The organism is Streptomyces sp. NPDC001796 (genome assembly GCF_042892355.1).
Classification (GTDB): Bacteria; Actinomycetota; Actinomycetes; order Streptomycetales; family Streptomycetaceae; genus Streptomyces.
Genome location: NZ_JBIAUC010000003.1, coordinates 80,690 through 105,660, shown reverse-complemented (window position 1 = coordinate 105,660; position 24,971 = coordinate 80,690). Strand labels below are relative to the sequence as shown.

At 69.8% G+C, this 24,971-nt stretch carries 18 protein-coding genes; 13 read left to right on the top strand and 5 right to left on the bottom strand.

Going from position 1 to position 24,971, the window contains the following annotated elements; genetic code table 11:
• Positions 1-294: 294 nt before the first annotated feature.
• The 11 genes from ACFYZE_RS07170 (at position 295) to ACFYZE_RS07120 (ending at position 10,450) form a co-directional block, all read left to right on the top strand.
• Entirely contained in the window at positions 295-1,359 is a 1,065-nt protein-coding gene (locus ACFYZE_RS07170) for a sugar ABC transporter substrate-binding protein (RefSeq protein WP_388989733.1), read from the top strand.
• Positions 1,360-1,419: 60 nt separating this feature from the next.
• Positions 1,420-2,982: a sugar ABC transporter ATP-binding protein gene (locus tag ACFYZE_RS07165; protein ID WP_388989731.1), complete on the top strand. Its 1,563-nt coding sequence runs from the start codon at positions 1,420-1,422 to the stop codon at positions 2,980-2,982.
• Positions 2,975-4,018 carry an ABC transporter permease gene (locus ACFYZE_RS07160; RefSeq protein WP_388989729.1) on the top strand — a complete coding sequence of 348 codons (1,044 nt, stop codon included), beginning with the start codon at positions 2,975-2,977 and terminating at the stop codon, positions 4,016-4,018. The genes ACFYZE_RS07165 and ACFYZE_RS07160 overlap by 8 nt, the downstream gene beginning before the upstream one ends.
• A gap of 92 nt (positions 4,019-4,110) precedes the next feature.
• Entirely contained in the window at positions 4,111-5,436 is a 1,326-nt protein-coding gene (locus ACFYZE_RS07155; RefSeq protein ID WP_388989727.1) for an L-fuconate dehydratase, read from the top strand.
• Entirely contained in the window at positions 5,429-6,331 is a 903-nt protein-coding gene (locus ACFYZE_RS07150) for an amidohydrolase family protein (protein WP_388989726.1), read from the top strand. The genes ACFYZE_RS07155 and ACFYZE_RS07150 overlap by 8 nt, the downstream gene beginning before the upstream one ends.
• The gene (locus ACFYZE_RS07145) at positions 6,322-6,759 is read left to right on the top strand and encodes an RbsD/FucU domain-containing protein (RefSeq protein WP_388989724.1); all 438 of its coding nucleotides are present in this window, start codon (positions 6,322-6,324) and stop codon (positions 6,757-6,759) included. Before ACFYZE_RS07150 ends, ACFYZE_RS07145 begins: the two co-directional genes overlap by 10 nt.
• Positions 6,756-7,793, top strand: coding sequence for a zinc-binding dehydrogenase (locus ACFYZE_RS07140; RefSeq protein WP_388989722.1), 1,038 nt, complete (start codon positions 6,756-6,758; stop codon positions 7,791-7,793). Before ACFYZE_RS07145 ends, ACFYZE_RS07140 begins: the two co-directional genes overlap by 4 nt.
• Before the next feature lies 1 nt (position 7,794).
• Entirely contained in the window at positions 7,795-8,556 is a 762-nt protein-coding gene (locus ACFYZE_RS07135; RefSeq protein WP_388989720.1) for an SDR family oxidoreductase, read from the top strand.
• Positions 8,553-8,684 (top strand): hypothetical protein, encoded by a 132-nt coding sequence (locus tag ACFYZE_RS07130; RefSeq protein WP_388989719.1) that lies wholly within the window; start codon positions 8,553-8,555, stop codon positions 8,682-8,684. Before ACFYZE_RS07135 ends, ACFYZE_RS07130 begins: the two co-directional genes overlap by 4 nt.
• 40 nt (positions 8,685-8,724) lie before the next feature.
• Positions 8,725-9,774 (top strand): aldo/keto reductase, encoded by a 1,050-nt coding sequence (locus tag ACFYZE_RS07125; RefSeq protein WP_388989717.1) that lies wholly within the window; start codon positions 8,725-8,727, stop codon positions 9,772-9,774.
• Complete coding sequence (locus tag ACFYZE_RS07120) at positions 9,749-10,450, top strand: FadR/GntR family transcriptional regulator (protein WP_388989715.1); 702 nt, start codon at positions 9,749-9,751, stop codon at positions 10,448-10,450. The genes ACFYZE_RS07125 and ACFYZE_RS07120 overlap by 26 nt, the downstream gene beginning before the upstream one ends.
• Positions 10,451-10,483: 33 nt before the next feature.
• Here ACFYZE_RS07120 and ACFYZE_RS07115 read toward each other — a convergent pair whose 3' ends face one another.
• The gene (locus tag ACFYZE_RS07115) at positions 10,484-13,102 is read right to left on the bottom strand and encodes a LamG-like jellyroll fold domain-containing protein (RefSeq protein WP_388989713.1); all 2,619 of its coding nucleotides are present in this window, start codon (positions 13,100-13,102) and stop codon (positions 10,484-10,486) included.
• Positions 13,103-13,627: 525 nt separating this feature from the next.
• On the opposite strand from ACFYZE_RS07115, the gene ACFYZE_RS07110 reads away from it, so the two are divergent.
• A complete protein-coding gene (locus ACFYZE_RS07110; protein WP_388989711.1) occupies positions 13,628-14,542 on the top strand; it encodes an RNA repair domain-containing protein in 915 nt (304 codons plus the stop codon).
• A 258-nt stretch (positions 14,543-14,800) separates the two neighbouring features.
• On the opposite strand, the gene ACFYZE_RS07105 is transcribed toward ACFYZE_RS07110, so the two are convergent.
• Positions 14,801-16,504: an LCP family protein gene (locus tag ACFYZE_RS07105; RefSeq protein ID WP_388989709.1), complete on the bottom strand. Its 1,704-nt coding sequence runs from the start codon at positions 16,502-16,504 to the stop codon at positions 14,801-14,803.
• Between the two features lie 377 nt (positions 16,505-16,881).
• Complete coding sequence (locus ACFYZE_RS07100) at positions 16,882-18,264, bottom strand: condensation domain-containing protein (protein ID WP_388989707.1); 1,383 nt, start codon at positions 18,262-18,264, stop codon at positions 16,882-16,884.
• Positions 18,265-19,071: 807 nt separating this feature from the next.
• Here ACFYZE_RS07100 and ACFYZE_RS07095 point away from each other — a divergent pair.
• Complete coding sequence (locus ACFYZE_RS07095) at positions 19,072-21,423, top strand: xyloglucanase (protein ID WP_388989705.1); 2,352 nt, start codon at positions 19,072-19,074, stop codon at positions 21,421-21,423.
• Between the two features lie 263 nt (positions 21,424-21,686).
• On the opposite strand, the gene ACFYZE_RS07090 is transcribed toward ACFYZE_RS07095, so the two are convergent.
• Entirely contained in the window at positions 21,687-23,240 is a 1,554-nt protein-coding gene (locus tag ACFYZE_RS07090; RefSeq protein ID WP_388989703.1) for an alpha-L-arabinofuranosidase B, read from the bottom strand.
• A gap of 691 nt (positions 23,241-23,931) precedes the next feature.
• Entirely contained in the window at positions 23,932-24,876 is a 945-nt protein-coding gene (locus tag ACFYZE_RS07085) for a GNAT family N-acetyltransferase (protein ID WP_388989702.1), read from the bottom strand.
• Positions 24,877-24,971: the final 95 nt, after the last annotated feature.

Genomic DNA, 24,971 nt, shown 5'->3' with positions numbered 1-24,971 from the left:
GAATGTTTGCGGGATACATGAAGGTCGCGATGCGGCGGGGACGGGACTCCGTCCCCCGGGAAGCCCACAGGCACACCGCGGCGCATCACAAACAGGCTCATTGATGGGATTGATTTAGCTCATCGTTCACCACAACGAGCTCCACACCCGCCTGTTTGCAGCGACTTCTCCCAAGACCTGGACAACACCCCCGGTCGCCGCCTATACATACATCCCATCTCTTCGAGCGCGGCGACACGCGACCGTCGCCCTGCGAACCGTCTCCCGCTCCGGGACCAGCGCGAGGAATCACCGATGAGACTCAGAACCGCTCTCTGCTCCACCGCCTCGGCCCTGTCCGCCCTGACGCTGCTCACCGCCTGCAGCAGCGGCTCGGGCACCGCTTCCACGTCGAGCGACGCACCGCCGGTCGGCGTCGACTATCCACGTTCCGACACCGACTTCTGGAACTCGTACATCAAGTACACGCCGGAGTACGCCAAGCAGCTCGGCCTCTCGCTGAAGACCACCAACTCGCAGAACGACGTGGCCAAACTCACCGCCAACGCCCAGACGTTCATCAGTCAGGGCGTCAAGGGCATCGCGATGGCCCCGCAGGACACCGCCGCCATCGCGCCGACCCTGTCGCAGCTGGAGGCGAAGAAGATCCCGGTCGTCACCGTCGACACCCGCCCCGACACCGGCAACGTCTACATGGTCGTGCGGGCCGACAACCGCGCGTACGGCGAGAAGGCCTGCGAGTACCTCGGCACCAGCCTCGGCGGCAAGGGCAAGGTGGTCATGCTCCAGGGCGACCTGTCCTCCATCAACGGCCGTGACCGCACAGAGGCGTTCAACGACTGCATGAAGAAGAAATACCCCGGCATCAAGGTCTTCGGTGAGGCCACCAACTGGGACGGCGCGGTCGCCGCGCAGAAGCTGCAGACGGACCTGACCGCCAACCCGGACGTCAAGGGCGTCTACATGCAGTCCAGCTTCGCGCTGTCCGGGACGCTCCAAGTCCTCAAGCAGAAGGGGCTTCTGGTCGGTCCGAAGGACAAGAAGCACGTGTTCGTCGTCTCCAACGACGGCATCCCCGAGGAGCTGAAGGACATCGCCGCGGGGCAGATCGACGCCACGGTCTCCCAGCCGGCCGACCTCTACGCCAAGTACGCCCTGTACTACCTGAAGGCCGCGATTGACGGGAAGACGTTCCAGCCCGGCAAGACCGACCACAACAGCACCATCGTCAAGGTCCGCGACGGGCTGCTCGAGGACCAGCTCTCGGCTCCGCTCGTCACCGCCGACGGGGGCACCTACGGCGGTGTGCCCAGCGTCAAGAGCGACGACAAGTCGCTGTGGGGCAACAACCTCGGCTGAACGACCTCAGCCGACCGCACGCCCCGAAGACGAATGACGAACACGACCAAGGCGGTTGAGATGAGCGACGGGGAACCAGCAGTCCGCCCCGCACCCGCCCCGGCGGACGACGGACGGATCCCGGAGGATCCGCCCGTCGTCGAGGCGACGGGCATTGTCAAACGATTCGGTCCGACGGTGGCCCTGAACGGCGCCCGGATCACCATCAGGCCCGGCGAGACGCATGCGCTCGTCGGCCGCAACGGAGCCGGCAAGTCGACCCTGGTGTCCGTCCTGACCGGCCTGCAGGCTCCGGACGAGGGGACGGTGACCTTCGGCGGCGCCCCGGCGCCACGGCTCACGGACCGGGACGCCTGGCGGCAGCACGTGGCCTGCGTCTACCAGAAGTCGACGATCATCCCCACGCTGACCGTCGCCGAGAACCTCTTCCTGAACCGGCACGACCGCGGCCGCCACCACCTCATCAGCTGGCAGGGAGTGCGCCGCCGCGCACGGGACCTGCTGTCGACCTGGTCCGTGGACGTGGACCCGCAGACCCCCGCCGGTGATCTCGGCGTGGAGCAGCGGCAGTTCGTGGAGATCGCCCGCGCACTGTCATTCGGCGCCCGGTTCATCATCCTCGACGAGCCGACCGCCCAGCTCGACGCGGCCGCGATCAACCGCCTCTTCGACCGCATCCGCGACCTGCAACGCCAGGGCGTGACCTTCCTGTTCATCAGCCACCACCTGCAGGAGATCTACGAGATCTGCGACATGGTGACGGTGTTCCGGGACGCCCGCCACATCCTGACCGCCCCGGTCGCGGAGCTCCCCCGCAGCGAGCTCGTCGCCGCCATGACCGGCGAGGCCGCGGCCGACCGGCGCGATGAACGGGCAAGCACCGTCGACACAGCGGTCACGGCCGCGCTCAGCGTCCAGGGTTTGAACGGCGAGACCTACGGCGGCATCACGTTCGAGGTCGGCGCCGGGGAGATCGTCGGACTCGCGGGGGCGGCGGGCAGCGGACGTACCGAGGTGGCGGAGACGGTCGTGGGGCTGCGGACCGCCGACAGCGGCGAGGTGAGGATCGCCGGCAACCGTCCGCGTCCCGGCAGCGTGCCCGCCGCGCTCGCCGCAGGCGCCGGGTTCGTCCCACAGGACCGGCACCACCAGGGCTTCGTGCCCGACATGTCGATCGCCGACAACGCCACGCTGTCCGTTCCCCGCAGGCTCGGCAGGAACGGGTTCCTCAGCCGCAGCCGGCGCGACCGGCTCGCCGAAGGGATGATCGAGCACCTGGCGATCAAGACGCCCGGACCCCACCTGCCCGTCTCCTCGCTGTCCGGAGGCAACCAGCAGAAGGTCGTCATGGCCCGCGCCCTCGCCGACGACCCCCGGCTGCTGGTCCTGATCAACCCGACCGCGGGCGTGGACGTGCGCTCCAAGGAGTTCCTCCTCGGCAAGGTCCGGGAGACCGCGGAGACCGGCACCGGAGTGCTCATCGCCTCCGACGAACTCGACGACCTGCGCATGTGCGACCGGGTCCTGGTGATGTTCCAGGGCCGGGTGACCACGGAGATCGCCCGCGGCTGGCACGACCACGACCTGGTGGCCGCGATGGAAGGAGTGGACCTCGATGCCTGAAACCGTCCTCGCGGACACCCCCGCCCCCGGGACCAGCGAGCCGGAGGCCAAGCGCACCGGTCTGTTCGGCGGCCGGCTCCCGGTCGCCCGGCTGCGCGACCTCGCCCTCGTCCCGGCCATCGTGGTCATCGCGATCGTCGGCCAGATCGTCAACCCGGTGTTCCTGCAGGCGGACAACCTCATCAACGTCCTGCAGACCATGTCCGAGATCGCCCTGCTGGTGCTGGCCCAGACGATGATCCTGATCGTCAAGAAGATGGACCTGTCGCTGGAGTCCACCATGGGCCTCGCACCGGGCGTCGCGGCCTGGCTCGTCGTCCCCGCCGGAGCGGGACATGGCCTCGGCCTCCTGCCCGGCGCATGGGCGATTCCCGTCACGCTCGCCGTGGGGGTGCTCGTCGGAGTGATCAACGCCCTGCTGATCATCCGCTTCGGCCTCAACGGCTTCATCGTCACCCTCGGCATGCTGATCGTCCTGCGGGGCGTGCTGACCGGCATCTCGGGCGGCCAGACCTTCTTCCAGCTGCCGAAGTCGATGCTCTACCTGGGCACCACGGAATGGTTCGGGATGCCGGCCTCCATCTGGATCTGCCTGGCGCTGTTCGCCGTCGCCATCGTCGTCCTGGGCTGGACCAGCTTCGGCCGGTCGCTGTACGCCATCGGCGGCAACGTCGACGCGGCGAAGGCGGCCGGCATTCGTACCGACCGGGTGCTGTGGATCGTCATCGTCACCGGCAGCGTGCTCGCCGCCCTGGCCGGACTGCTGCTGTCCGGGCGGCTCGCCTCGGTGGCCTCCGCGCAGGGCAACGGCTACATCTTCACCGTCTTCGCCGCCGCCGTCATCGGCGGAATCAGCCTCAACGGCGGCAAGGGCACCATGTTCGGCGCGTTCTGCGGCATCCTCCTGCTGTTCATGATCCAGAACGTGCTGACCCTCGCAGGCGTCCCCGCGCAGTGGATCGGCGCCCTCAACGGCCTCATCATCCTCGTCGCCCTCGCCATCTCGCGCATCACCGGCGGCAAGGTCCAGGACTGAACCGGACGGTCCCAGCCACCGGCCGACGACCGCCGCTGCCCCACCCGTCGCAGGGGGCCGTGTACCCACCTGCTCTCACAGGAGTTGCCCTCATGTCCTCTGCCGTGTCCGCATCCGCCCGCATCACCGCCCTCGACGTCCTGGACGTGCGGTTCCCGACGTCCGAGCACCTGGACGGTTCGGACGCGATGAACCCCGAACCCGACTACTCGGCCGCCTACGTGATCCTGCGCACCGACGCCGGCGACGGACTGGAGGGGCACGCCCTGGCCTTCACCACCGGCCGCGGCAACGACGTGCAGGCCGCGGCCATCGCGGCCCTCGCTCCGCACGTGGTCGGACTCTCCGTGGACCAGGTCTGCGCCGACCTCGGCGCGTTCTCCCGCTCCCTCGTGCACGATCCCCAACTGCGCTGGCTGGGGCCCGAGAAGGGCGCCATCCACATGGCCACCGGCGCGGTGGTCAACGCCGCCTGGGACTTGGCGGCCAAGCGTGCGGGCAAGCCCGTGTGGCGGTTCCTCGGCGAGATGTCACCCGAGGAACTGGTCGCGCAGGTCGACTTCCGCTGGCTGAGCGACGCGCTCACTCCCGAGGAGGCGCTGGAGATCCTGCGCCGCGCCGAACCGGGCCGTCAGGAGCGCATCGCCCGGCTGCTGGAGCGCGGCTATCCCGCCTACACCACCACCCCCGGCTGGCTCGGTTACTCCGACGAGAAGCTGGCCCGCCTGGCGCGGGAGGCCGTCGCCGAAGGGTTCACCCAGATCAAGCTGAAGGTCGGTGCGTTGCTGGAGGACGACGTGCGGCGCATGCGCACCGCCCGCGAGGCGGTGGGCGACGGCATCCGCATCGCCGTGGACGCCAACCAGAGATGGGACGTCACCCAGGCCGTCGACTGGATGCGCGCTCTGGCGCTCTACCAGCCGTACTGGATCGAGGAACCCACCTCCCCGGACGACATCCTCGGTCACGCCGCGGTCCGCAGGGCCGTCAGCCCCATCAAGGTCGCCACCGGCGAGCACGTCGCCAACCGGGTCGTCTTCAAGCAGCTCCTCCAGGCCGGCGCGGTGGACATCGTGCAGATCGACTCGGCACGGGTCGGCGGCGTCAACGAGAACATCGCGATCCTGCTGCTCGCCGCGAAGTTCGGCGTGCCGGTGTGCCCGCACGCCGGGGGCGTCGGTCTGTGCGAGATGGTGCAGCACCTGTCGATGTTCGACTACGTGGCCGTGTCCGGCACCGTGGAGGACCGGGTCATCGAGTACGTCGACCATCTCCACGAGCACTTCGTCGACCCCGTGCGCATCGTCGGCGGTCACTACCTGGCGCCGGAGCTACCCGGGTTGAGCGCACAGATGCACCCGGAGTCCCTCAAGGAGTACGCCTACCCCGACGGACCCGTCTGGACCGCCCGTGTCTGACGCCCAGGGCCTCGTCGACGCCCACCACCACGTATGGAACCTGGACCTGCGGCCGCAGCCCTGGCTGGACGAACCCGGGCACGAGCCGCTCCGCCGCAGCTTCAGCTCGCACGCCCTGCGCTCGGCCGCGACCCGTCCGATCGCCGGACGACGGCTGACGAGCACGGTGGTCGTCCAGTGCGTCACGTCCGTCCCCGAGACCCGCGACCTCCTCGCGCTGGCCGACAGCGACCCGCTGATCGGCGCCGTCGTCGGCTGGGTGGACCTGACGTCCCCCGCGATCGGCGCCGTCCTCGACGACCTGCGGACAGGGTCCGCCGGCCGGTACCTGCGGGCCGTACGGCACCTCGTGCAGGGCGAGTCCGACCCGCACTGGCTCCAACGGCCGGACGTCGAGCGGGGGTTGCGAGCGGTCGGGGAGCGCGGGCTCGCCTACGACGTGCTGATCCGCAGCCACCAGTTCCGGCAGGCGACCTCTCTTGCGGAGAGAGTCCCGGAGCTGCCCCTCGTCCTGGACCATGCGGGCAAGCCGCCTCTCGCACGGCGGGAACTGACCGACTGGGCACAGCAGGTGCGGACACTGGCCAGGCGTCCCCAGGTCCACTGCAAGGTGTCGGGCCTCGTCACGGAGGCCGACCACGAGAAGTGGACCGTCGACGACATTCGTCCGGTGTGGCAGGTCCTGCTCTCCGCCTTCGGCCCCGACCGGCTGATGTTCGGCTCCGACTGGCCGGTCTGCGTGCTCGCCGGTGGCTGGAACCGCTGGGCCGACGCCGTCGACGAACTCCTGGACGGCTGCTCCGGCACCGAGATCGACGCGGTGCTCGCCGGCACCGCGACGGCCTTCTACCACCTGACGCCTGTCCCGACGAAGGAAGGGCCGCCGTGCTCCTGACGGAACTGATCCACCCCGGAATCCTCGAAGCCCTGGCCGGATCCGGCCACGGCGCCCGCGTCCTGCTCGCCGACGGCCACTACCCCGCCAGTACGGCCACCGGCGAGCGGGCGACGATCGTCCACCTCAACCTGCGGCCGGGCCTGCTGGACGTCACCACCGTGCTCGACGTCCTCCTGCGGGCCATCCCCGTGGAGTCGGCACAGGTGATGGTGCCGCCCGAGGGCGAACCGGAGCCGCCGGCCATCGCCGAGTACCGCGCCCGGCTGGCGCCCGCCCCGGTGGAGACGCTGGGCCGCTTCGAGTTCTACGACGCCGCGCGCTCCCGCGACCTGGCGCTGGCGATCGTCACCGCCGACATCCGTACGTACGCCAACCTGCTGCTGACCATCGGCGTCCGCGCTGAAGGGACCCTGACCCGACGATGACACTCGCAGTCCGCTACACGGCCGCCCGCACCCTGGACACGGCGCCCGCCGAGACCCGCTCCCCCGGCCCCGGCGAGGTGGAACTGGCGCCCGCCTTCGTCGGCATCTGCGGCACCGACCTGCACATCTTCCACGGCGACATGGACGCCCGGGTCACCGCGCCCGCCGTCCTCGGGCACGAGATGTCCGGCCGCGTCGTACGCGTCGGCCCTGACGTGGAGGGCTGGCACCCCGGTGACGCGGTGACCGTGATGCCGCTGCGCTGGGACGGCACCTGTCCGGCGTGCGCCTCCGGGCACCGGCACATCTGCCAGAACCTCGACTTCATCGGCATCGACTCGCCGGGTGCGATGCAGCAGCGCTGGACCGTGCCCGCCGTCACCCTCGTCCGGCTGCCCGGCTCCCTCGCCCTGGACCGGGCCGCGCTCGTGGAGCCCACGGCCGTGGCCGTGCACGACGTCGGCCGGGCCCGGGTGCGGGAGGGTGAGCGGGTCGTCGTGGTCGGCGGCGGACCGGTCGGGGTGCTCATCGCGCTGGTGGCGCGGGCGGCCGGTGCCGAGGTCCGCGTGGTGGAGCCGAGCACCCACCGGCGCCTGCTCGCAGAGGAGTTGGGTCTGACCGCCTGGGACCCGGCCGCCGAGGACGTGCCCGACCTCGTCCGGCGGTGGACCGGCGGCGCGGGCGCGGAGGTCGCCTTCGAGGTCTCCGGCGCGGCGGGCGGTGTCGGCACCGCCGTGGAGGTGCTGGGCGTGCGCGGCCGTCTGTGCCTGGTGGCGATCCACCCCCGGCCCCGCGAGGTGAACCTGCACCGCTTCTTCTGGCGCGAACTCACCCTCGTCGGTGCCCGGCTGTACGACCGCTCGGACTTCGAGCAGGCGGTGACGCTGGTGGCGGACGGCACGATCCCCGCAGAGCGGCTGATCAGCAAGGTCGTGTCCCTGACCGAGGCGCCCGCGGCCTTCGAGGCGCTGGAGGCGGGCGGGGACGTGATGAAGATCCTGGTGGACTGCGGCAACGACACGACGGGAGCCTGAGATGCCTCTGTTCGACCTGACCGGCCGGCTCGCCGTCGTCACCGGCGCCCGGCGCGGCATCGGCCGGGCCATGGCCCGTGCGCTGGCCGAGGCCGGCGCGGACGTCATCGGCGTCAGCGCCTCGCTGGAGGAGTCCGGCAGCGCGGTGGAGAAGGACGTCGTCTCCGCGGGGCGCACCTTCGAGGCGGTCCGGACCGACTTCGCCGACCCCGACGCCGTACGGGCGCTGGGCGCGGACCTCGCGGGCCGCGAGCGGCCGGTGGACATCCTCGTCAACAACGCGGGCACCATCCGTCGGGCTCCGGCCGCCGAACACTCGGACGCCGACTGGGAGTTGGTCCTCCAGGTCAACCTCAACGCCCAGTTCGCGCTCACCCGGGCGGTCGGCGCGGCGATGGTGGCCCGCGGCCAAGGGAAGATCATCTTCACCGCTTCGCTGCTCAGCTTCCAGGGCGGCATCACCGTCCCCGGCTACACCGCCGCCAAGCACGGCATCGCCGGACTGACCAAGGCACTGGCCAACGAGTGGGCCCCGCAAGGCGTCAACGTCAACGCCATCGCGCCGGGCTACATCGCCACCGACAACACCCGGGCACTGCGGGACGATCCGCTGCGCGGCAAGGCGATCCTGGACCGCATCCCGGCCGGACGCTGGGGCACCGCCGACGACCTCGCGGGCGCCACCGTGTTCCTGGCCTCCGACGCCGCGGCCTACGTCCACGGCACCGTCCTGCCCGTCGACGGCGGATGGCTGGGCCGATGACCGCATCGCTCGCCTCCGTGCCGGCCGGCGCCCGGATCCTCCCCGTGCTCACCGTCCCGTCCGCCACGAACGGCGGCCCGCTCACCGACGCGCTCACGGCGGGCGGCTCGGCCACCGTCAGACGCTGAAAGGCGCCCTGTCCCACCCGTAGGACCCGAGGAGCACGTCTTGCGACACCGGAACATCACGAACACCACCGTCGACATCACCGAGCTCGGCTTCGGGGCCTCCGCCATCGGCAATCTCTACCGGGTCACCCCGGTCCAGGATGCGGCAGCCGCGATCGAGGCGGCCTGGGACAGCGGCATCCGGTACTTCGACACCGCGCCGCACTACGGGCTCGGCCTCTCCGAGCGACGCCTGGGGGCCGCCCTGCGCGATCGTCCCCGCGAGCAGTACGTCGTCTCCTCCAAGGTGGGCCGGCTGCTCGTGCCCAACGAGCAGCCGCGGGGCGTCGACAGCGAGGGGTTCGTCGTCCGGGACGACCTGCGCCGCCGCTGGGACTTCAGCCGGGACGGCGTGCTCCGCTCCATCGACGCCACCCTGGAGCGTACGGGTCTCGACCGCCTCGACATCGTCTACGTGCACGACCCGGACGACCACTGGCGGCAGGCAGCCGACGAAGCGATGCCCGCCCTCGCGGACCTGCGCGACCAGGGCGTGATCGGCGCGATCGGCGCCGGTATGAACCAGTCGGCCATGCTCGCCCGCTTCCTGCGCGAAACCGCGGCGGACGTGGTGATGCTGGCCGGACGCTACACGCTCCTCGACCAGTCGGCGCTGGACGATGTGCTGCCCGCCGCACGGGAGCACGGCAAGACCGTTGTGGCCGTCGGCGTGTTCAACTCGGGTCTGCTCTCCGAGGACCGTCCGGCGCCGGGCATGAAGTACGACTACGAGGACGCCCCGCCGCAGTTCGTCGCCCGTGCCCAGGCCATCGCCGAGGTCTGCGAACGTCACGGCACGACCCTGCCCGCCGCCGCGATCGCCTTCCCCTTCAGCCATCCCAGTATCATCAGCGTCACCCTGGGAATGAGGGATCAGGAGCAGGTCAGGCGCAACGTGGCACTCCACGGTCGGCACGTCCCGGAAGTTCTCTGGGACGACCTTCGCACCCAGGGCCTGATCAGGCCGGACGTCCCCACGCGAAGCAGCGCGGAGAACACTCCGGGGGAGACGGAAGGGGTGCGCGTTGTCTCTGACGGACAAGGCCATTGAGCAGATCCGTGAGCTCATCCGCACCGGTGCGCTGCCACCGGGTTCGAAGCTGCCTCCGGAGCCGGAGCTGGCGGCTCAGCTGGGCCTGTCCCGGAACCTGGCCCGCGAGGCGGTCAAAGCACTCGCGGTCGCCCGCGTGCTCGAAGTCCGGCGGGGCGACGGCACGTATGTGACCAGTCTCCAGCCGAGCCTGCTGCTCGAGGGCCTGGGCGGCGCGGTAGAGCTGCTGCAGAGCGACTCGGGGGCACTGCTGGACCTGATGGAGGTTCGCCGGCTCCTCGAACCGGTCGCCACCGCCCTGGCCGCCACCCGGATCTCCGACGACCAGCTGGCGGAGGTCAAGCAGCACTTGGACGCCATGCGCGCGGCCCGCGAGGACGTCGAACAGCTCAACGCGCACGACGCGGCGTTCCACCGCGCGGTGGTCTCGGCCACGGGCAACGAATCGCTGCTCACCCTGCTGGAAGGCATCTCGGGCCGTACCCTGCGCGCCCGCATCTGGCGCGGCCTGGTCGACGACCAGGCCGCGGGGAGGACCCTCGCGGAACACGAGGCGATCTTCGATGCCCTGTGCACCCGTGACGCCGCCCTCAGCCAGGCCGCCGCTCTGATGCACGTGAGTCACACCGAGCGGTGGCTGCGGGAACATCTGAGGAGCACCGCCCCAGCAGGGTGATCCTCCGGAGACCGGGAAGCACCCCTGAACCGGTCAGGTCAGGACGAGTTCCAGCACGGTGACCGAGAGCGGCGGCACGGTGCTGGTGAAGGACGCTGCCGCGCCGGTCACGGTGCTCGTCCTGGGCACCAGTGTGTCGGGTTCCGTCAGCGTGTTGGTGGTGGCGCGCGAGGGGCCGGTCAGGACCGTCGCGGTGGCCTGCCTCTTGACCCCCTTGGCCAGCCCCTTCAGCTCGACCGGCACGCTCACCTTCTCCGTCCCGCAGTTGACGATCGCGAGGTAGAGGCGGTTCCCGGAGCGGGTGGCCACGGTGGCGAGGCCGGGGAGCGCACGTGCGGTGGCCGGCAGCACCATGGTGCCGAGCCTGCTCGTCAGCATGTGCTGTGCCCAGTAGCTGGGTGACACGTAGCTGGTCAGGTTGTCGTAGGCGATCAGGTTGGTGGCCCAGACGTTGTTCTTGACGTGCGAGAAGAGCGGCGCGTAGCACTCCATGAGGACCTGGTCCGAGTTGCGGATCAGACCGGCCAGCCAAGCGGCGTCGCCGAGCGCCGCGTTGAGGTCGGGTGTGGGGCGGCCCTCCTGCGCGGCCCACTCTCCGACGAACACCTTCGTCGAACCGCGGTCCCGGTTGTCGTACTTGTGGGTGGAGGCCTGGGCGGCGGACGGCGCGAGGTAGTAGTGCTCGTCGATCAGGTCCGGCGTGCGGCTCGTCACGGACGTCGTGGCGATCAGCCTCAGATGCGGGTACTTCGCCTTGATCGCGTCGTGGAAGGCCGCGAACCGCTCGTTGTACGACCTCGAGGAGTCGAACCAGTCCTCGTTGCCGATCTCGACGTACTCCAGCGGGAACGGCTCGGGGTGTCCGTCTGCGGCACGTCGTGCGCCCCAGGTGCTGGTGACCGGGCCGGTGACGTACTCGATCTCGTCGAGTGCGTCCTGGATGAACGGCCCCAGCGCGTCCCCGGTGACGTGTTCGCCCTTGAGCGAGTAGCCGGCGAACACGGCGAGGACCGGCTGGGCGTGCATGTCCTCGACCCATTCCAGGTATTCGAGGAGGCCGAGGCCGTCCGTGGACCAGTAGCCCCAGGCGTCGTCCATGTGGCCGGGGCGCTCCCAGACCGGGCCGATGGTGTTCTTCCAGTTGAACCGTGTGGCAATGGTGTTGCCCTCGAGGAAGTTTCCGCCGGGGAAGCGCAGGAACTTCGGCTTCAGAGCGACCAGTTTGTCCATCAGGTCGATGCGCAGGCCGTTGGGCCGGTTGTTGTAGGTGGGCGGGAAGAGGGACACATGCTGGAGCCACAGGGTCTCCCCCGCGGCGGCGGGGTCGGCAGTGGTCACGGTCAGCCTTGCGTCACCGACCACGGGGGTGCCTGAACCGGTGCGCAGGGTCAGCTCGAACGGGCGGCCGGTGAAGGCCGTGCCGATGTGCGGCACGTGGGCGGATGCGTACACCGTCGCGCCGTCCGCCGACTCGATGGCCACCGTGAGCGGGCCGATGCGCCGCGACGCCTTGGCGAACAGCCGGGCGGTGTAGGCGGTTCGGGGCCGCACGGGTATTCCCCAGAAGCCGTCGTTGGCGACGCCGGCCCGGCTTCCGGCCCCGGTGCTGCTCGGCAGTACGACCTTGAGGGAACGGTTCAGCGCGGCGTTGAGCGGGTTGGCGGTGTCGAGTGCGAGGGACGTCCCGCCCACGGCGGACCAGTGAACGGGCGTGGTGTCGCTGGCCATCATCGAGCGGTTCTGCACCAGCTCGGCGTAGATGCCGCCCTCGCCGGAGTGGTTGATGTCCTCGAACATCAAACCGGAGAGGATGGGGGACACGGCGTGCGCGGGGTTGGCGACATCCACGCTCAGCAGGGGCGTCGTGGTCTCCACAGGGACCCCGGCCAGCGCCGCGACCTGGTCGGAGGTGAGAGCGGAGGGGAACATCCACACGTCGTCGATCAGGCCGTGCCACTGGTCGACGTGCCCACCGCCGTAGAGCGCACGGCCGATGGCGGTGTCGCCGCTGCCGGCCCAGCCCGCGGTGTAGGCGCTCTCCCCCTCCAGCACGCCGTTGACGTAGAGGCGGATGACGCCGGCGGTCGGGTCGCTGACGCCCACCAGGTGGGTCCAGGTGCTGGTGGTGGGCGCTGAAGCGGCGGCCGCCACCGCTGCGCTCTGAGTGGCGTCCGAGTTCAGCCGGGCGAAGGCGAAGGTGCCGGTGTCGTCGCGCAGCCCCAGGTAGAAGGCGCTGACGACCTTGCCGTCGATGCTGACGGCGGTCTGGTAGCCGCCGAGTTGAGCGAGGTTGACCCAGGCCCCCACCGAGAACGCCTTGGAGGTGTCGAGGACCGGCCCGGACGCCGTGGCGTCGCCGCCTGCCGTGAGGCTCAGGCTGTGGGTGCCGACCTTGCCGGTGTCCCACCCGGCCGCGCCCTGGAGCGTCGCGGTACGACCGTTGCCGGAGGAGTCGGCGGCCGAGGTGCCGGAGCCTTCGTCGAAGGTCCAGTGGGCGGCTGCGGCGGGGAGGTCCGCGGCAGGGGCGCTTGCGGTTGTGCCGGTGAGTTCGGCGGCCCCGGCGGGCGCGGCGGCGGCGAAGGTCCCGGCGAGGGAGGCGGCGCCCAGGACGGTGAGGACGGTTCTGCGCGGCACTCCGGCTTCTGAAGGCATGCGGCTCATTCCTTTGTGACAGACCGTTGCGTTGGGTACCGGCCGGAGCGGGGCAGCCTGCCGAAGCTGTCAGCTGACCTCGTTCGATATATCGGACGGCGATCGGTACTTCGAGCAGCAGGGATCTTAAGGTCTCGGCGAGGCCCGTCAATACCCCTCGTACGGCAATGCTTCTCCTGGTTTCGTCCGCCACACGGTTCTCAAGAGGCAGACCTGCACGAGGACTTCCGTCAGGTTGCGTCGGCTCTCGGGGCCGGAGGGTGGCCGCTGTCTCGGCGTCTTGGCTCCGGCCCGGGGCCCGGCAGGAGCCCCGGCCGGCCGCGCGGCCGGTCGCTCAGCGGTGCGACCGTGAAACTCCCGCCTCCTGAGGCCAGGGCCCGACCCACTCGCCGGTCGACGGGAACAGCGCGCTCCGCACCCGTCACGTACCGCACCTGAGGCGTCGCGGTGCGAGCGGAACAACCGTCGAGCACAGGGTGCGCGGCACCCTGGAGGAGAAGGCGTGACGGGCGCGGAGGAGGCGTGATGCGAACCAGCGACGAGATCTACCACCGAATCCGCTGGGACCCGCGGTTCGACCCGGGCCGGTTCGTTCTGGGGATCAGCCAGCGCGGGGGTGCCTTCAAACGCGTCCCGCTGCCTTCCTTCGTGCCCGGAGGCGACATCCCATGGCACCGGGTGGTGTTCATCGAGGCGGACGGCGAGGTGGTCTGGGACCGGGCCACGGGTGTGGACCGCGTCGACGCGTCGGGCGCAGGCCGGGTGCACGACCCGCGAGGTGACCTGAGCTTCGACTCGAGCCCCGGCAGGCAAGAGCCCGTCGGCGTCCTGGACGTCCCCCGCACGGCCCGCACCGCGGTGGCCTGGATCCCACCCGCGGAGCTGTGGCCGCCGATCCAGGACATCCGCCGGGATTACGATCCGCAGATCCACCGCTGGCCGCCGCACGTCAATGTCCTCTTCGGCTTCGTGCCGGAGTCCGACTTCGAGCGGGCCGCACCCCTGCTCGCCGCGGCGACGGCCGAGACGCCCGTCTTCACCGTCCGGCTGGACGGGGTGCGCACCTTCCGGCACCGGGCGTACTTCACCGTGTGGCTCGACCCGACGGCGGGCGGCAAGGCACCGTGGGCGGACCTGCACAGCTCACTGCAGCGACGGTTCCCGCGCTGTCGCGGGCCCGCCAAGAACTTCACCCCGCACCTGTCCCTGGGCCGGACCCGGGATCCGCGGCGAGTCACCGCCGACTGCGCCACCCGGCTCGAGGCCATGACGGCGACGGTCTGGGAACTCGTCCTGCTCTCCCGCAGGGACTACGGGCCGATGCGGCCACGGGCCACGGTCGCCCTGCGCACGGGCGAGGTCCGCCGGCTGCCCGCACCCGGCCCAGAAGCGCCGGGCCCGGAGGACACGGCATGGCTCTCCGCGATCACCGACAGGTGAGGCCATGGGCAGGTGGGCCTGGACGGCACCACCGGCTGCGCCGCAAGCACCTCCAGTGCCCTCCAGACCGACACGGACACTCCTTCGGGGCCTGCGAAGGAAGCGGGTACTGCGGTACGAGGTAGCCGCCCCGAGGTCGTTGATCCGGCCGGCCAGGGACCGGTGGTTCACGTGTCGCGCTCGACCCGCAGCATGCGCGCCATGACCATCCGCAGCCACACCCGGACAGAAGCGGAACGGCCTGGGCGGTCGGCGGTCTCAGGCGTCGGAGTCGGGTCGGCTGCGGGCGGCTGCGTATGCCTGGGCCGGGGTCATGTTGATGCCGTTGAGCTGGACGGTCCTGTAGGGGCTGACCTGGGCGCAGGTCTTGGACTGGTCGGCGGTCTGGGCGTGGGCGTTGGAGACCGCGGCGTGGGTGTCGGCGGGCGCCGGGGAGGAGCTGCCGCCGCTGGTCGGATAGCCGCTGCCGCTGGGCCAGTCACTGCCGATCACAAGGGTCAAGCCGCTGTCGGTGCCCTGCTTGAGGCGCGAGGAGGGCAGGCCTAGGGCGCGGGCCACCGCCTGGGCCTGCGGTTTCTTACCGGCGCCGTAGGTGAGGGTGGTGGTCGCCGCGGGGGCGGGGGCGTTGGCCGTGGTCGTGCCCGAGCTGAAGCCCTTGCCGGTCAGGGCGGTGGCGATGACGGAGGCACGGCCGCTGATGGTGGTGCCGTTCTCGACCTTCACGGCGACCTGGGAGGGGTCGACCGCCTGCGCCGTGGCGGTGGCGGACGGCCGGGCGGACCTCTGGCTGCTGGACCCGGTCAGGGACTGGTCGTTGGCGATGGTGGCGAACAGGGACCTGGCGCCCGGTCCGACGACCAGCCGTTCCTTGTTCTCGGGGTCGGGGGCGGTCTGCATGGTGGTGAAGGTGATCGCCTTCGACGGCACCTTGTCCACGTCCGCGGCCAGACCGATCAGCTTGCTGATGCTGCCCAGCCCGTCGTCGACGGTGAGTGCCTTGGTGGCGGCGTCGGCGAGGCCGTAGACGGCCGTGGGGTCGGTCAGCGTGCCCGCGCTCTTGAACTTGCGGATCATCGAGCTGAGGAACATGTGCTGGGCGTAGGTGCGGCCCAGGTCGCTGCCGTCGCCGAATCCGTGCCTGGAGCGGACGAACTCCAGGGCCGCGACGCCCTTGAGGGTGTGCGTGCCCTTGGACAGCTTCAGGTGCGAGTAGGTGTCGTAGACATTGTCGCTGACGCACACGGAGACACCGCCGACGGCGTCGGACATGCTGACCACGCCGGAGAAGTCGAGTTTGACGAAGTGATCGATGGGGATGCCGGTGAGCTGGTGAATGGTGGCGACCTGGCAGGCGGGGCCGTACGACAAGGCGCTGTTGATCTGTCCGTAGTAGCCGGCCGTGCTCTGCTTCGACGTGGGGTCGGTGCAGGCCGGGATGCTGGTCATGGTGTCGCGAGGGATGCTCATGACGGTGGCGTTGGATCGGTCGGCGGCGATGTGCACGACCATCTCGACGTCCGCGTTCCCGTCGCCGGACTGCACGCCGGTCTGCGAACAGCCGCCACCCAGATTGCAGTCGGTCTGGCTGCTGCGGGCGTCCGATCCCATCACCAGGATGTTGATCGGGGTACGGCCGAAGGCGTCCGCCTTCTCGCTGCCCCCGCTGCCGTCGAGCGCGACGCTGCGGATGTTGCCGTTCAGATGCTCGAAGAGCCACCATCCGCCGCCGCCGACGACCAGGACCAGCACGGTCAGGCATATGCCGGCGATCCGCAATCCCCTCTTGTCGCGTCGCGAGCGCCGGCCGCGGCGATGCGGGTGCCCGTGGTAGCCGGTGCGGGAGGTGGCCCGGCCGCCCGTGGGACGCGGATCGGTCGGTCCATCAGTACGTTGGCGAGGCACCCCCGTGGTGCGGTTGCGTGCGCCGCCCCGGCCGGTAAGGCCGTCCCGCAGGTCGCTCATTTCCCACTCCCACGAACGGTCGAGCCCAGCCCGGCCCTCGGGTGCGCAGCCGTGAGCCTGCGGCCGGTCCGTCGGGCGAAGTGGGACGTACTTCGATTGCCTAGTTGCGCAACCTAGCAAAGTGATCGCCGGTTCATCACGCCGCCTGCCCTGATTCACAGGTGAGAGATCTCATGGGAGGGTGCACGGTTTACGCAGCGTCATCAAGCCGTCGCCCCTTCGGTTCGGGGCCGGCCATCGCGGTGTGGCGGGGCGTGACGGCGTCTGCCGTGGCCGTGTCCGACGGCAGCAGCACCTTCTGCCGGGCCTGTTCGACGTCACCCTCGGCGTCACCCACCCGGCGACGGCGACGGCACCGCCCTCGCTCCGCCGCTTCTCTACGCACCGGTGAAGGAGCCGCTCCGTACGGCGCGAGCACGGATCGCGGCTCCGACCAGCCGCCTCTCGAAGGACAGGAGTATCTGTTCGAGATCCGTCACGTCGAACGACGTCGCATCCGTCCCGAGACTGATTCCGGCCGTCTCGGACATACCCCACACATCGAAGCAGAGCTTTCCGGAGTACGGGTCGACGGGTTTGGGGAATCGTCTGTAACGGCTGGAAGCCGTGGCTCGCTCGATGTCGTGCTGTGCCTTGTCCGCGCGAGCCCGGATCAGCGTGCGGGGCGCTATGGGGCGGATGTTGACCACGTACGGGTTGTGTGCGGAGCGGCCCAGTTCGGCGGAGACCTCGTCCAGGGATCTGGCGTAGCGGTCGGGCTCTCGCAGGCTGACGGAGGAGGATCTGGCGAGTGCCGCGTCGACGGCCCGGCACAGCGCCGGGAACCGGTCGCCGCCCAGGGACGTGTCGACCGGGACCAGGGCCCGGCCGGCGATATGGGCCACCGCCTCGCGGGCGAAGGTGGTCTGCCGGTTGGCCATCACGGTGTTGAACACGCAGTTGCCGATGCCGAGGTGCTCGGCGAGCGCGCACGCGTATGCGGCCTGCAGGACGGCGGCCACGGATGTCCGGTACTGCTTCGCCAGACCTGCCGCCGCGAGCGCGACCGCCGCCGAGTCGAGGCATACGAAGTTGTAGACGGCGTCCCTGTGGCTCTCGGGCGCCTGGAGTTCGGGCATGACGGACTGACGGAGCATGGCCCGGTCATGGGTGTCGACACGGTGGGCGTGCCGCAGCCCCGAGGGGCTGGCCTCGAAGTTCGCGATCTGCCTCGGCTGCCACCCCGAACCGAGGTCGGTGCCCGGATCGACGGCCAGTCGGGCTATGTGCTCGGCCACGATCCGGGCGGCCGTCGTGTCCGCCGAGAAGTGGTGCAATGACAGCGCGATGTGGATGGGTCTGGCGTCCACGGTGATGACGGCGGCCCGCAACGGCAGGTCGTCCGGGGCGAATCCGGGCTCGGCCAGCCGGAGGGTGAAGGCGCTCAGTTCGTCGTAGGTCGGCGGGGCGTCGGAGGCGTACTCGTCGACCCGGAGCACGCCGGAAGCGACGACGACCGCGCGCGGGTGCCCGTCCGCGTCACGTGGATACAGCGTGCGCAGCGCCTCGAAGTGGGACATGACCGCCGCGAAGGCATGCAGCACCGCCGCCATGTCGGGTCGGCCGTCCAGTGCCCGCCCCATCCGTACGTTCCTGTTGCGGGGTCCGTGGAGATGGGGGTGGCATCCTTCGCGTGCATGGGCCTTCTGCGACCAGGTCGGTTCGTGCTCTCCCGCGAAGCCGGCGACGAAGACGACGTCATGGCGTGCGATCTGTCGCATACCCGCTCCGGCCCTCCTCCGGTACGTCCGCGGCGCGCCATGTCTCGCGGATGGCGCGCGGCAAGTTCGCCGACCGGACGGCGTGGAGGCCCCCGATCCTGCACGTCGTCCGGTGGTACGACGACGCGGCCGGAGCGCGGGCGCCCCGCCTTCAGGCAGAGGATAGATCCGCGCGGACCACGTGCGTCAATGCTCGCGGCCACGCCGACGTGCCGGGCGGCGTACGGCTTTCCTCGATCGCACTGTCCGCGCCGTCGAAGCGCTTCGATGTTGCTGTGACGCTCAGTCGTGTGTCAATCACAGGTCGCCCAGTCGTCGCGAGTCGTCCGTCGAGCGGCAGAGTTTGCATAGAAGTGCAGTACAGCTGCAGCGAAGTCGTTTGGCATGCGCGGCGCACCGCCACCCTCGACTGCCTCTGTTACCGGAAAGTGACCTTGACGGCCCGTTGTCGCGCCCGGAAACACGGCCTTAGTGTCACCGGAACGTCGAAGCGCATCGACTCGGATTCCTCCCGCCCTCCCGACATCAGGCCACCGGACGACGCGTCCCGCGCCACCCAGTGGCACCACAGCCCGCGTCACAACCTGACCACCCCCCGCCGGATGCCGCCCGCGTACCAGGTGCTCGGTCTGTGGACGTTCGGCCGTGAGGCCGATGTCACCGGCCACGACCCAACCACTGAGGGCCGGTCGGCCCGGACGGGCTGACACCATCCGCCCGCTCCTCCCCGACCACACCAGAGCCGACGGGACCGCTGTTTGTGCGCAGGCCCCGTACGGAACCGCACCCGAAAGGCAAGGACCCGCCGTGACCCATGCCCCGCACCTCTCCCGCCGAGGACTGCTGGCCGCCGGTGCGGCCGCGGCCGCACTCCCTGTGCTCGCCCCCTCCGCCGCCTGCGCCGCGTCCGCCCATGCGGCCGGGAAGGTCCGACGCACGCCCTACACCTTCCGCAACGCGGAGATAGTCGGTGGCGGTTTCGTCACCGGCATCGTCTTCAACCAGCGCGAATCCGGACTGGTGTACGCCCGGACCGACATCGGCGGCGCCTACCGCCTCGACACGGCGTCCCGGCGGTGGCTCCCCCTCACCGACTGGATCGGCTGGGACGAGTACGGGCACACCGGCATCATCAGCATCGCCACCGACGAGGTCGACCCCGACCGCGTCTACCTGGCGGCGGGCACCTACCCCATGCCCGACTGGGACCCGAGCATGGCGGCGATCCTGCGGTCGACCGACCGCGGCCGCACCTGGAAGACCACTCCCCTGCCGTTCCGGCTGGGCGGCAACATGCCGGGCCGGGGCATCGGCGAGCGGCTGGTGATCGACCCCAACCGCAACAGGATCCTCTACCTGGGAGTGCGCGGGGGCCACGGGCTGTGGCGCAGCACCGACTACGGCAAGACCTTCATGAAGGTGACCAGCTTCCCCAATCCGGGCAACTTCGTCCCCGACCCCACCGACACCAACGGCCCCAACGGCGACAACCTGGGCGTGCTGCAAGTCGTCTTCGACAAGCGCACCGGCAGAGCGGGCAGGGCCACCCGGACCCTCTACGTCACCGTCGCCGACAAGGACAACATCCTGTACCGGTCCACCGACGCGGGAGTGACCTGGGAACGCGTCCCCGGGCAGCCCACCGGCTTCATCCCGCACCACGCGGTCTTCGACCACGTCGGCGGCTACCTGTACCTGGCGACCAGCGACACCGCCGGCCCCTACGACGGCTCCAAGGGCGACGTGTGGAAGCTGGACACCGCCACCGACACCTGGACCCGCATCAGCCCGGTCCCCTCCACCAGCGACGACAACCAGTACGGTTACAGCGGCCTGACCATCGACCGGCAGAACCCGGACACCCTGATGGTGTCCACCCAGGTCAAGTGGTGGCCCGACTGCCTCCTCTTCCGCTCCACCGACGGCGGCGCGAGCTGGACCCGCGCGTGGGAGCTGGGCACGAATTCCGAGCGCACCCTGCGCTACGACATCGACATCTCCGCCGCCCCCTGGCTGACCTGGAACGCCTCGCCGTCGCTGCCCGAGATGGCCCCCAAGCTGGGCTGGATAATGGAGTCCGTCCAGATCGACCCCTTCGACTCCGACCACTTCATGTACGGAACCGGCGCGACGATCTACGGCGCCGACAACCTGACCGACTGGGACAGAGGCGGCACGGTACACCTGTCCGTGCGGGCCCAGGGCCTGGAGGAGTGCTCGATCACCTGCGTGATCAGTCCGCCCGTGGGTCCCGCTCACCTCTTCTCGGCCGTCGGCGACGTCGGCGGCTTCCGCCACACGGATCTGAACAAGGCGACGAAGATGTACGACAACCCGACCTTCGGCGTCACCCAGGCCCTGGACTACGCGGAGCTGGCGCCCCACACCGTCGTGCGGGTCGGCAACCCCACCAGCGGCTGGACCCAGCACTTCGCCATCTCCACCGACAGCGGCGCGACCTGGAAGCCCTCGGGCAGCGAGCCGTCCGGCGTCACCGGCCCCGGAGCCGACGACCAGGCCGTCGCCATCAGCGCCGACGGCAGGCGGATCGTCTGGTCACCGGCCGGAGCTCCGGTCAGCTGGTCCGACGACCACGGAGCCACCTGGACGGCGTCTCAGGGGCTGCCGGCCGGGGTTTCTGTGCGCTCCGACCGGGTGAACCCGGCGAAGTTCTACGCCTACGGCTCCGGCGTCTTCTACCTCAGCACGGACGGCGGCAAGAGGTTCAAGGCCACGGCGGCCACCGGTCTGCCCACCGCGGGGAACGTCCGGTTCAAGCCGGTCCCGGGCCACGAGGGCGACATCTGGCTGGCCGGCGGCACCACCAAGCCCACCACCCCCACCCCCTATGGGCTGTGGCGGTCGACCGACTCCGGAACGTCCTTCACCAGGTTCGAGGCGGTGGACGAGGGCGACGTCGTCGGATTCGGCAAGGCCGCACCCGGCGCCACCTACCCGGCCGTCTACACCAGCTCCAAGGTCGACGGCGTGCGCGGCATCTTCCGGTCCGACGACGCGGGCCGGACCTGGATCCGTATCAACGACGACCGCCACCAGTACGCCTGGACCGGCAACACCATGACCGGAGACCCCCGGGTCTACGGCCGCGTCTACTTCGGGACCAACGGACGCGGAGTCATCTACGGCGACCCGAAGTGAGATCCGACTCCCGGTCGCATCGCTCCGCAACCTGCTTCTGACACCGCCGAACTCGCACTGAGTCTTTTCAGCTCGGCCACTGATCGGGTGGTACAGGCAGGGTGCGCAACGCACGAGGCTCCCGTGCCGTTGAGAGACGTGTTTCGAAGTCTCAACTCATTGGCACCGGAGCTTCGTTGGCCAACCACCGCGCTCGACCTGCCCCAGGCCTTCGTCGAGCAGGTCACCATGCGCTGAGGGCGCTCAGGAAGGCCGGTTGCTCGTCAGCTCCAGGGGGCGGCGGCGAGCCAGCTGGTGTCCTGGGCCCACAGTGAGGTGGTGTCCCAGGCGTTGGTACCGCCGTCGCTTGCGATGTAGGCGGTGAAGCCGTAGTGGCGGATGTACTTGGCCGGGTAGTTGAAGGACCGCAGTGAGTACCCCGTGCCGCTGTTTCCTGGCTTGGAGCAGAAGGTGGCGTCGGCGGCGAACTGGCTGGTGCCGTCATCGGGCTGAAGGTGGAGCTGGAACGCGTAGTGCCTGATGTAGCTGCCGGGTGTGTCGGCCGACTCGAAGGAGACGCAGTTGCCGTTGGCCAGGCCGGCGCGGACGATCCACGTGGCGTCGCCCTTGACGGTGGAGGAGCTGCTGGAGGTCACCGGCGCTTTCACGACGTTGTCGTCGCTGGTGTCGTGCTGCAGGTAGTCGGTGGTGCAGCATGGGGTGGTGGCCTGCAGCGATACCTTCGCGCCCGGGGTGAAGGGGGTGGTGGTGCTATAGCCGGCCGCGGCGATATTGGCCTGGACCGCGACGTCGGTGGCGTCGGAGGGGTAGCCCTTGACCATGGCGCCCTCGTAGAAGGTGCCCGCGCTCGCGTTGCGGTTGGTCTGGCAGCAGTCACCGCCGCTGCCGAGGATGACGGCGCCCTGCTTGTGCATCGGGTTGTACCCGGTGGGCAGTGCGCCGCTGTAGAACTGGGTCAGGCTCGCGGACTGCGCGTTGGCGCCCTTGAGCGCCATCTGGGTCGTGCCGTTGTTCTTGAGCATCGCGGTGACGAAGTGGCTGGTCTCGGAGACCTGGTTGGGATTCCACGTCTTGCTGCCGCCGGAGAACAGGCCGTTCTCCAGGTCCGCCTGCACCCACGGTCCGGTTCCGCTGCAGCCGCCGAACCAGCATTCGGTGCTGAAGTTGATCGCGTCCATGGCGCCGTTGCCGTCGGCCTTGTGGTCGATCTCCGTGTTGCCGTAGTCGAAGCAGCAGCCGCCGTTGACGTGGGTGCCGCTGGTGACCATGTACTCGCCCTCGGGTGAGCTGCCGGTCGGCACGCCCCCGGTGGAGTTGTACGCGAAGTAGCTGTTGCCGGGGTTGATGTAGAGTGCGTAAGCCTTCTGGCCGCCCACGCTGAGCGCTTCGGTGTTCGCGGTGGCCGCCGTGTCGGCGCCGCCGGTCCCGCCGGGTCCCTGGTAGACCAGGGTGTTGCCGCCGCCTGTCTGGTCATAGACGCGGGTGACGGTGCAGGTGGTGCCCGCGCAGAAGGAGTCCTGCGCCGTGGCGTTGGCGACACCTCCGGCGGACAGTACCCCGATGTCCCGCACCGAGTTGTCCGACGCGCGCTGCACCTGGTAGAGCGGGCCGTTGTAGGAGGCGAACAGCGCGCGGGTGGTGCTGTGCGCCGCGACGCACGGCGTCCCGCCCGAGGCGTAGATGTCGCAAGGCCCTTGTGCAGCGGCCTGCGAGGCTTCGCTGAAGGCGATGAGGCCGGCGAAGGCGAGCGCCACCGCGGCCAAGGAGACAACAAGCCTCCGGCACAGTCGGCGTAAAACGTGCAACGCAGGCACCATGAACTCCCTTGTTCATCGATATGGGGGCAGCAAGCCGCGCGCCAACGGGGTTCGCGGTGTGCTGAGGGTGGGCTGGTGGGGGGCCTGAGGGCGTGTGGACGCGTCCGGGCCTGCGGATCTGCCGACGGGCCGCCCGCGGATTGTTAGCGCTAACAATCCGCGGGCGAATCGGCTGTCACTCGGCCGTTCGGATCAAGGCATGACTGTCGGCGAACTCCAGAGAGGTGTCAAGACCTCTGTTCGTTCCAGGAGGGTGGACACTACGGGCCCCATCCGCAGGCGGCGTTCACCATCGACCCGTGCCAGTCCTGCCTCTCGGCTCACCAGAAGGCCCGGAGACTGGCCCGTCTGCGGTGCAAGCCCTGTGAATGTTCCGGCTCGCGAATCATGCGAGAGGTATTGACGCCGCTCACCGATTCTCTACGATCCAGTTTGCTCGATAATTCGACCTCCGTTCGACATAACGAACATGCTGCCGCCACCGCATCCACAGTCCGCACAGCCCCCGACGGTGCCAACCAGGGCCGCTCACCCAAGGATTACGAGGTCCCATGCACAGACGAAGGTGCAGCCGCGAATTCCATCGGACCCTCGAACCGGGGCGCCGTGACGAATCCTCGAACCCGAGGTGAGGTCGACGCGGCCGGCAGCCGCAGGAATGCTTCGCGAAGACACGGGCCGGGATGCCGTATCACCCGACCAGTCGCACATCGACGTCCCGGACGAAGGGCGCCTGGTACGCCACGAGGTCGGGGGCGGGCTCGGTGATCAGCACATCCAGCCCGAGCGGGGTCCCTTCGGCGATCGGCCCCGAGCCGTCATCAGCGGGCAGGTGGTAGCGCAGCAGCAGGGAGGGTTCGCTCAGCGCGTCCAGGCGGAGGACTCGGGTGGCCTCGTCGGGATCATCCATCGTCCCGAAGAAACGTGCCGGGATCGGAGTGAAGCGCAGCGCCGTCTTGAAGCTGAACAGGCCCGGCTTGGCGATGTGGCCGTACAGTGCCGGGTCGGTGCCCAGTGAGATGTCCCGGCAGCCCAGCTCGCGGGCAACCTGGAACGCCTGCATGTACATGGCCCGTACGACGCGGTGCTGCCGACTGTCAGGGGCGGTGGCGGCGAAGCGGATCACCACTGTGGACACGTCCTCACGAACGCGGCACACGCAGCAGCCGACGAGGGTGTCATCCGCGAGGGCCTGCACGGCGAAGTACTCGTCGGCGTGCGCGAGGACGTCGTCACGGTCGTGGCGCGCGAAGGGCACACCGTGGCGCATGGTGCTGATCTGGCGTTCGTACAGCTCCAGGAAGGTGTCGTACGTGTCCGGATCCAGTGGCACGACCGCCTTCATGCGGATGCCCTGTTCGGCCACGAAACGCATGCCGGCCCGCACGCTCCGGCGCTCCTTCCCGGAAAGCCCGTCGAGAAAAGCCTCCTCGGAGGGACCGGCCGGAGCGATCCAGGTGACCCAGGCCGGATGGACGGCGAACCCGGCTCGCCGCAGTTGCGGTCGGCAGTGCGGCTCGGGGTCCACGACGCGGACCACGTCGAACTCGCGCCGCCGGGAGGCCCAGTTGGTATGCAGGGCCTCATCGGCCGTCACCAGTGCCGTGGTCAGTCCGTAGGTCGTTTCGACAACCATCCATGCCTCCTGGTGGTGCGGGGTTCGGGACGGAGCCCCAATTGCTTTTGCCCGGATCGACACGTCGAGCGTCGGGATGCCGTGTCGAGATCACA

Excerpts from the sequence above, each read along its gene's own strand:
- ACFYZE_RS07135 (WP_388989720.1), top strand. The coding sequence starts at position 7,795 with ATGCCTCTGTTCGACCTGACCGGCCGGCTCGCCGTCGTCACCGGCGCC.
- ACFYZE_RS07140 (WP_388989722.1), top strand. The coding sequence starts at position 6,756 with ATGACACTCGCAGTCCGCTACACGGCCGCCCGCACCCTGGACACGGCG.
- ACFYZE_RS07110 (WP_388989711.1), top strand. The coding sequence starts at position 13,628 with ATGCGAACCAGCGACGAGATCTACCACCGAATCCGCTGGGACCCGCGG.
- ACFYZE_RS07130 (WP_388989719.1), top strand. The coding sequence starts at position 8,553 with ATGACCGCATCGCTCGCCTCCGTGCCGGCCGGCGCCCGGATCCTCCCC.
- ACFYZE_RS07100 (WP_388989707.1), bottom strand. The coding sequence starts at position 18,264 with ATGCGACAGATCGCACGCCATGACGTCGTCTTCGTCGCCGGCTTCGCG.
- ACFYZE_RS07090 (WP_388989703.1), bottom strand. The coding sequence starts at position 23,240 with ATGGTGCCTGCGTTGCACGTTTTACGCCGACTGTGCCGGAGGCTTGTT.
- ACFYZE_RS07085 (WP_388989702.1), bottom strand. The coding sequence starts at position 24,876 with ATGGTTGTCGAAACGACCTACGGACTGACCACGGCACTGGTGACGGCC.
- ACFYZE_RS07115 (WP_388989713.1), bottom strand. The coding sequence starts at position 13,102 with ATGCCTTCAGAAGCCGGAGTGCCGCGCAGAACCGTCCTCACCGTCCTG.
- ACFYZE_RS07105 (WP_388989709.1), bottom strand. The coding sequence starts at position 16,504 with ATGAGCGACCTGCGGGACGGCCTTACCGGCCGGGGCGGCGCACGCAAC.
- ACFYZE_RS07160 (WP_388989729.1), top strand. The coding sequence starts at position 2,975 with ATGCCTGAAACCGTCCTCGCGGACACCCCCGCCCCCGGGACCAGCGAG.
- ACFYZE_RS07165 (WP_388989731.1), top strand. The coding sequence starts at position 1,420 with ATGAGCGACGGGGAACCAGCAGTCCGCCCCGCACCCGCCCCGGCGGAC.
- ACFYZE_RS07155 (WP_388989727.1), top strand. The coding sequence starts at position 4,111 with ATGTCCTCTGCCGTGTCCGCATCCGCCCGCATCACCGCCCTCGACGTC.
- ACFYZE_RS07170 (WP_388989733.1), top strand. The coding sequence starts at position 295 with ATGAGACTCAGAACCGCTCTCTGCTCCACCGCCTCGGCCCTGTCCGCC.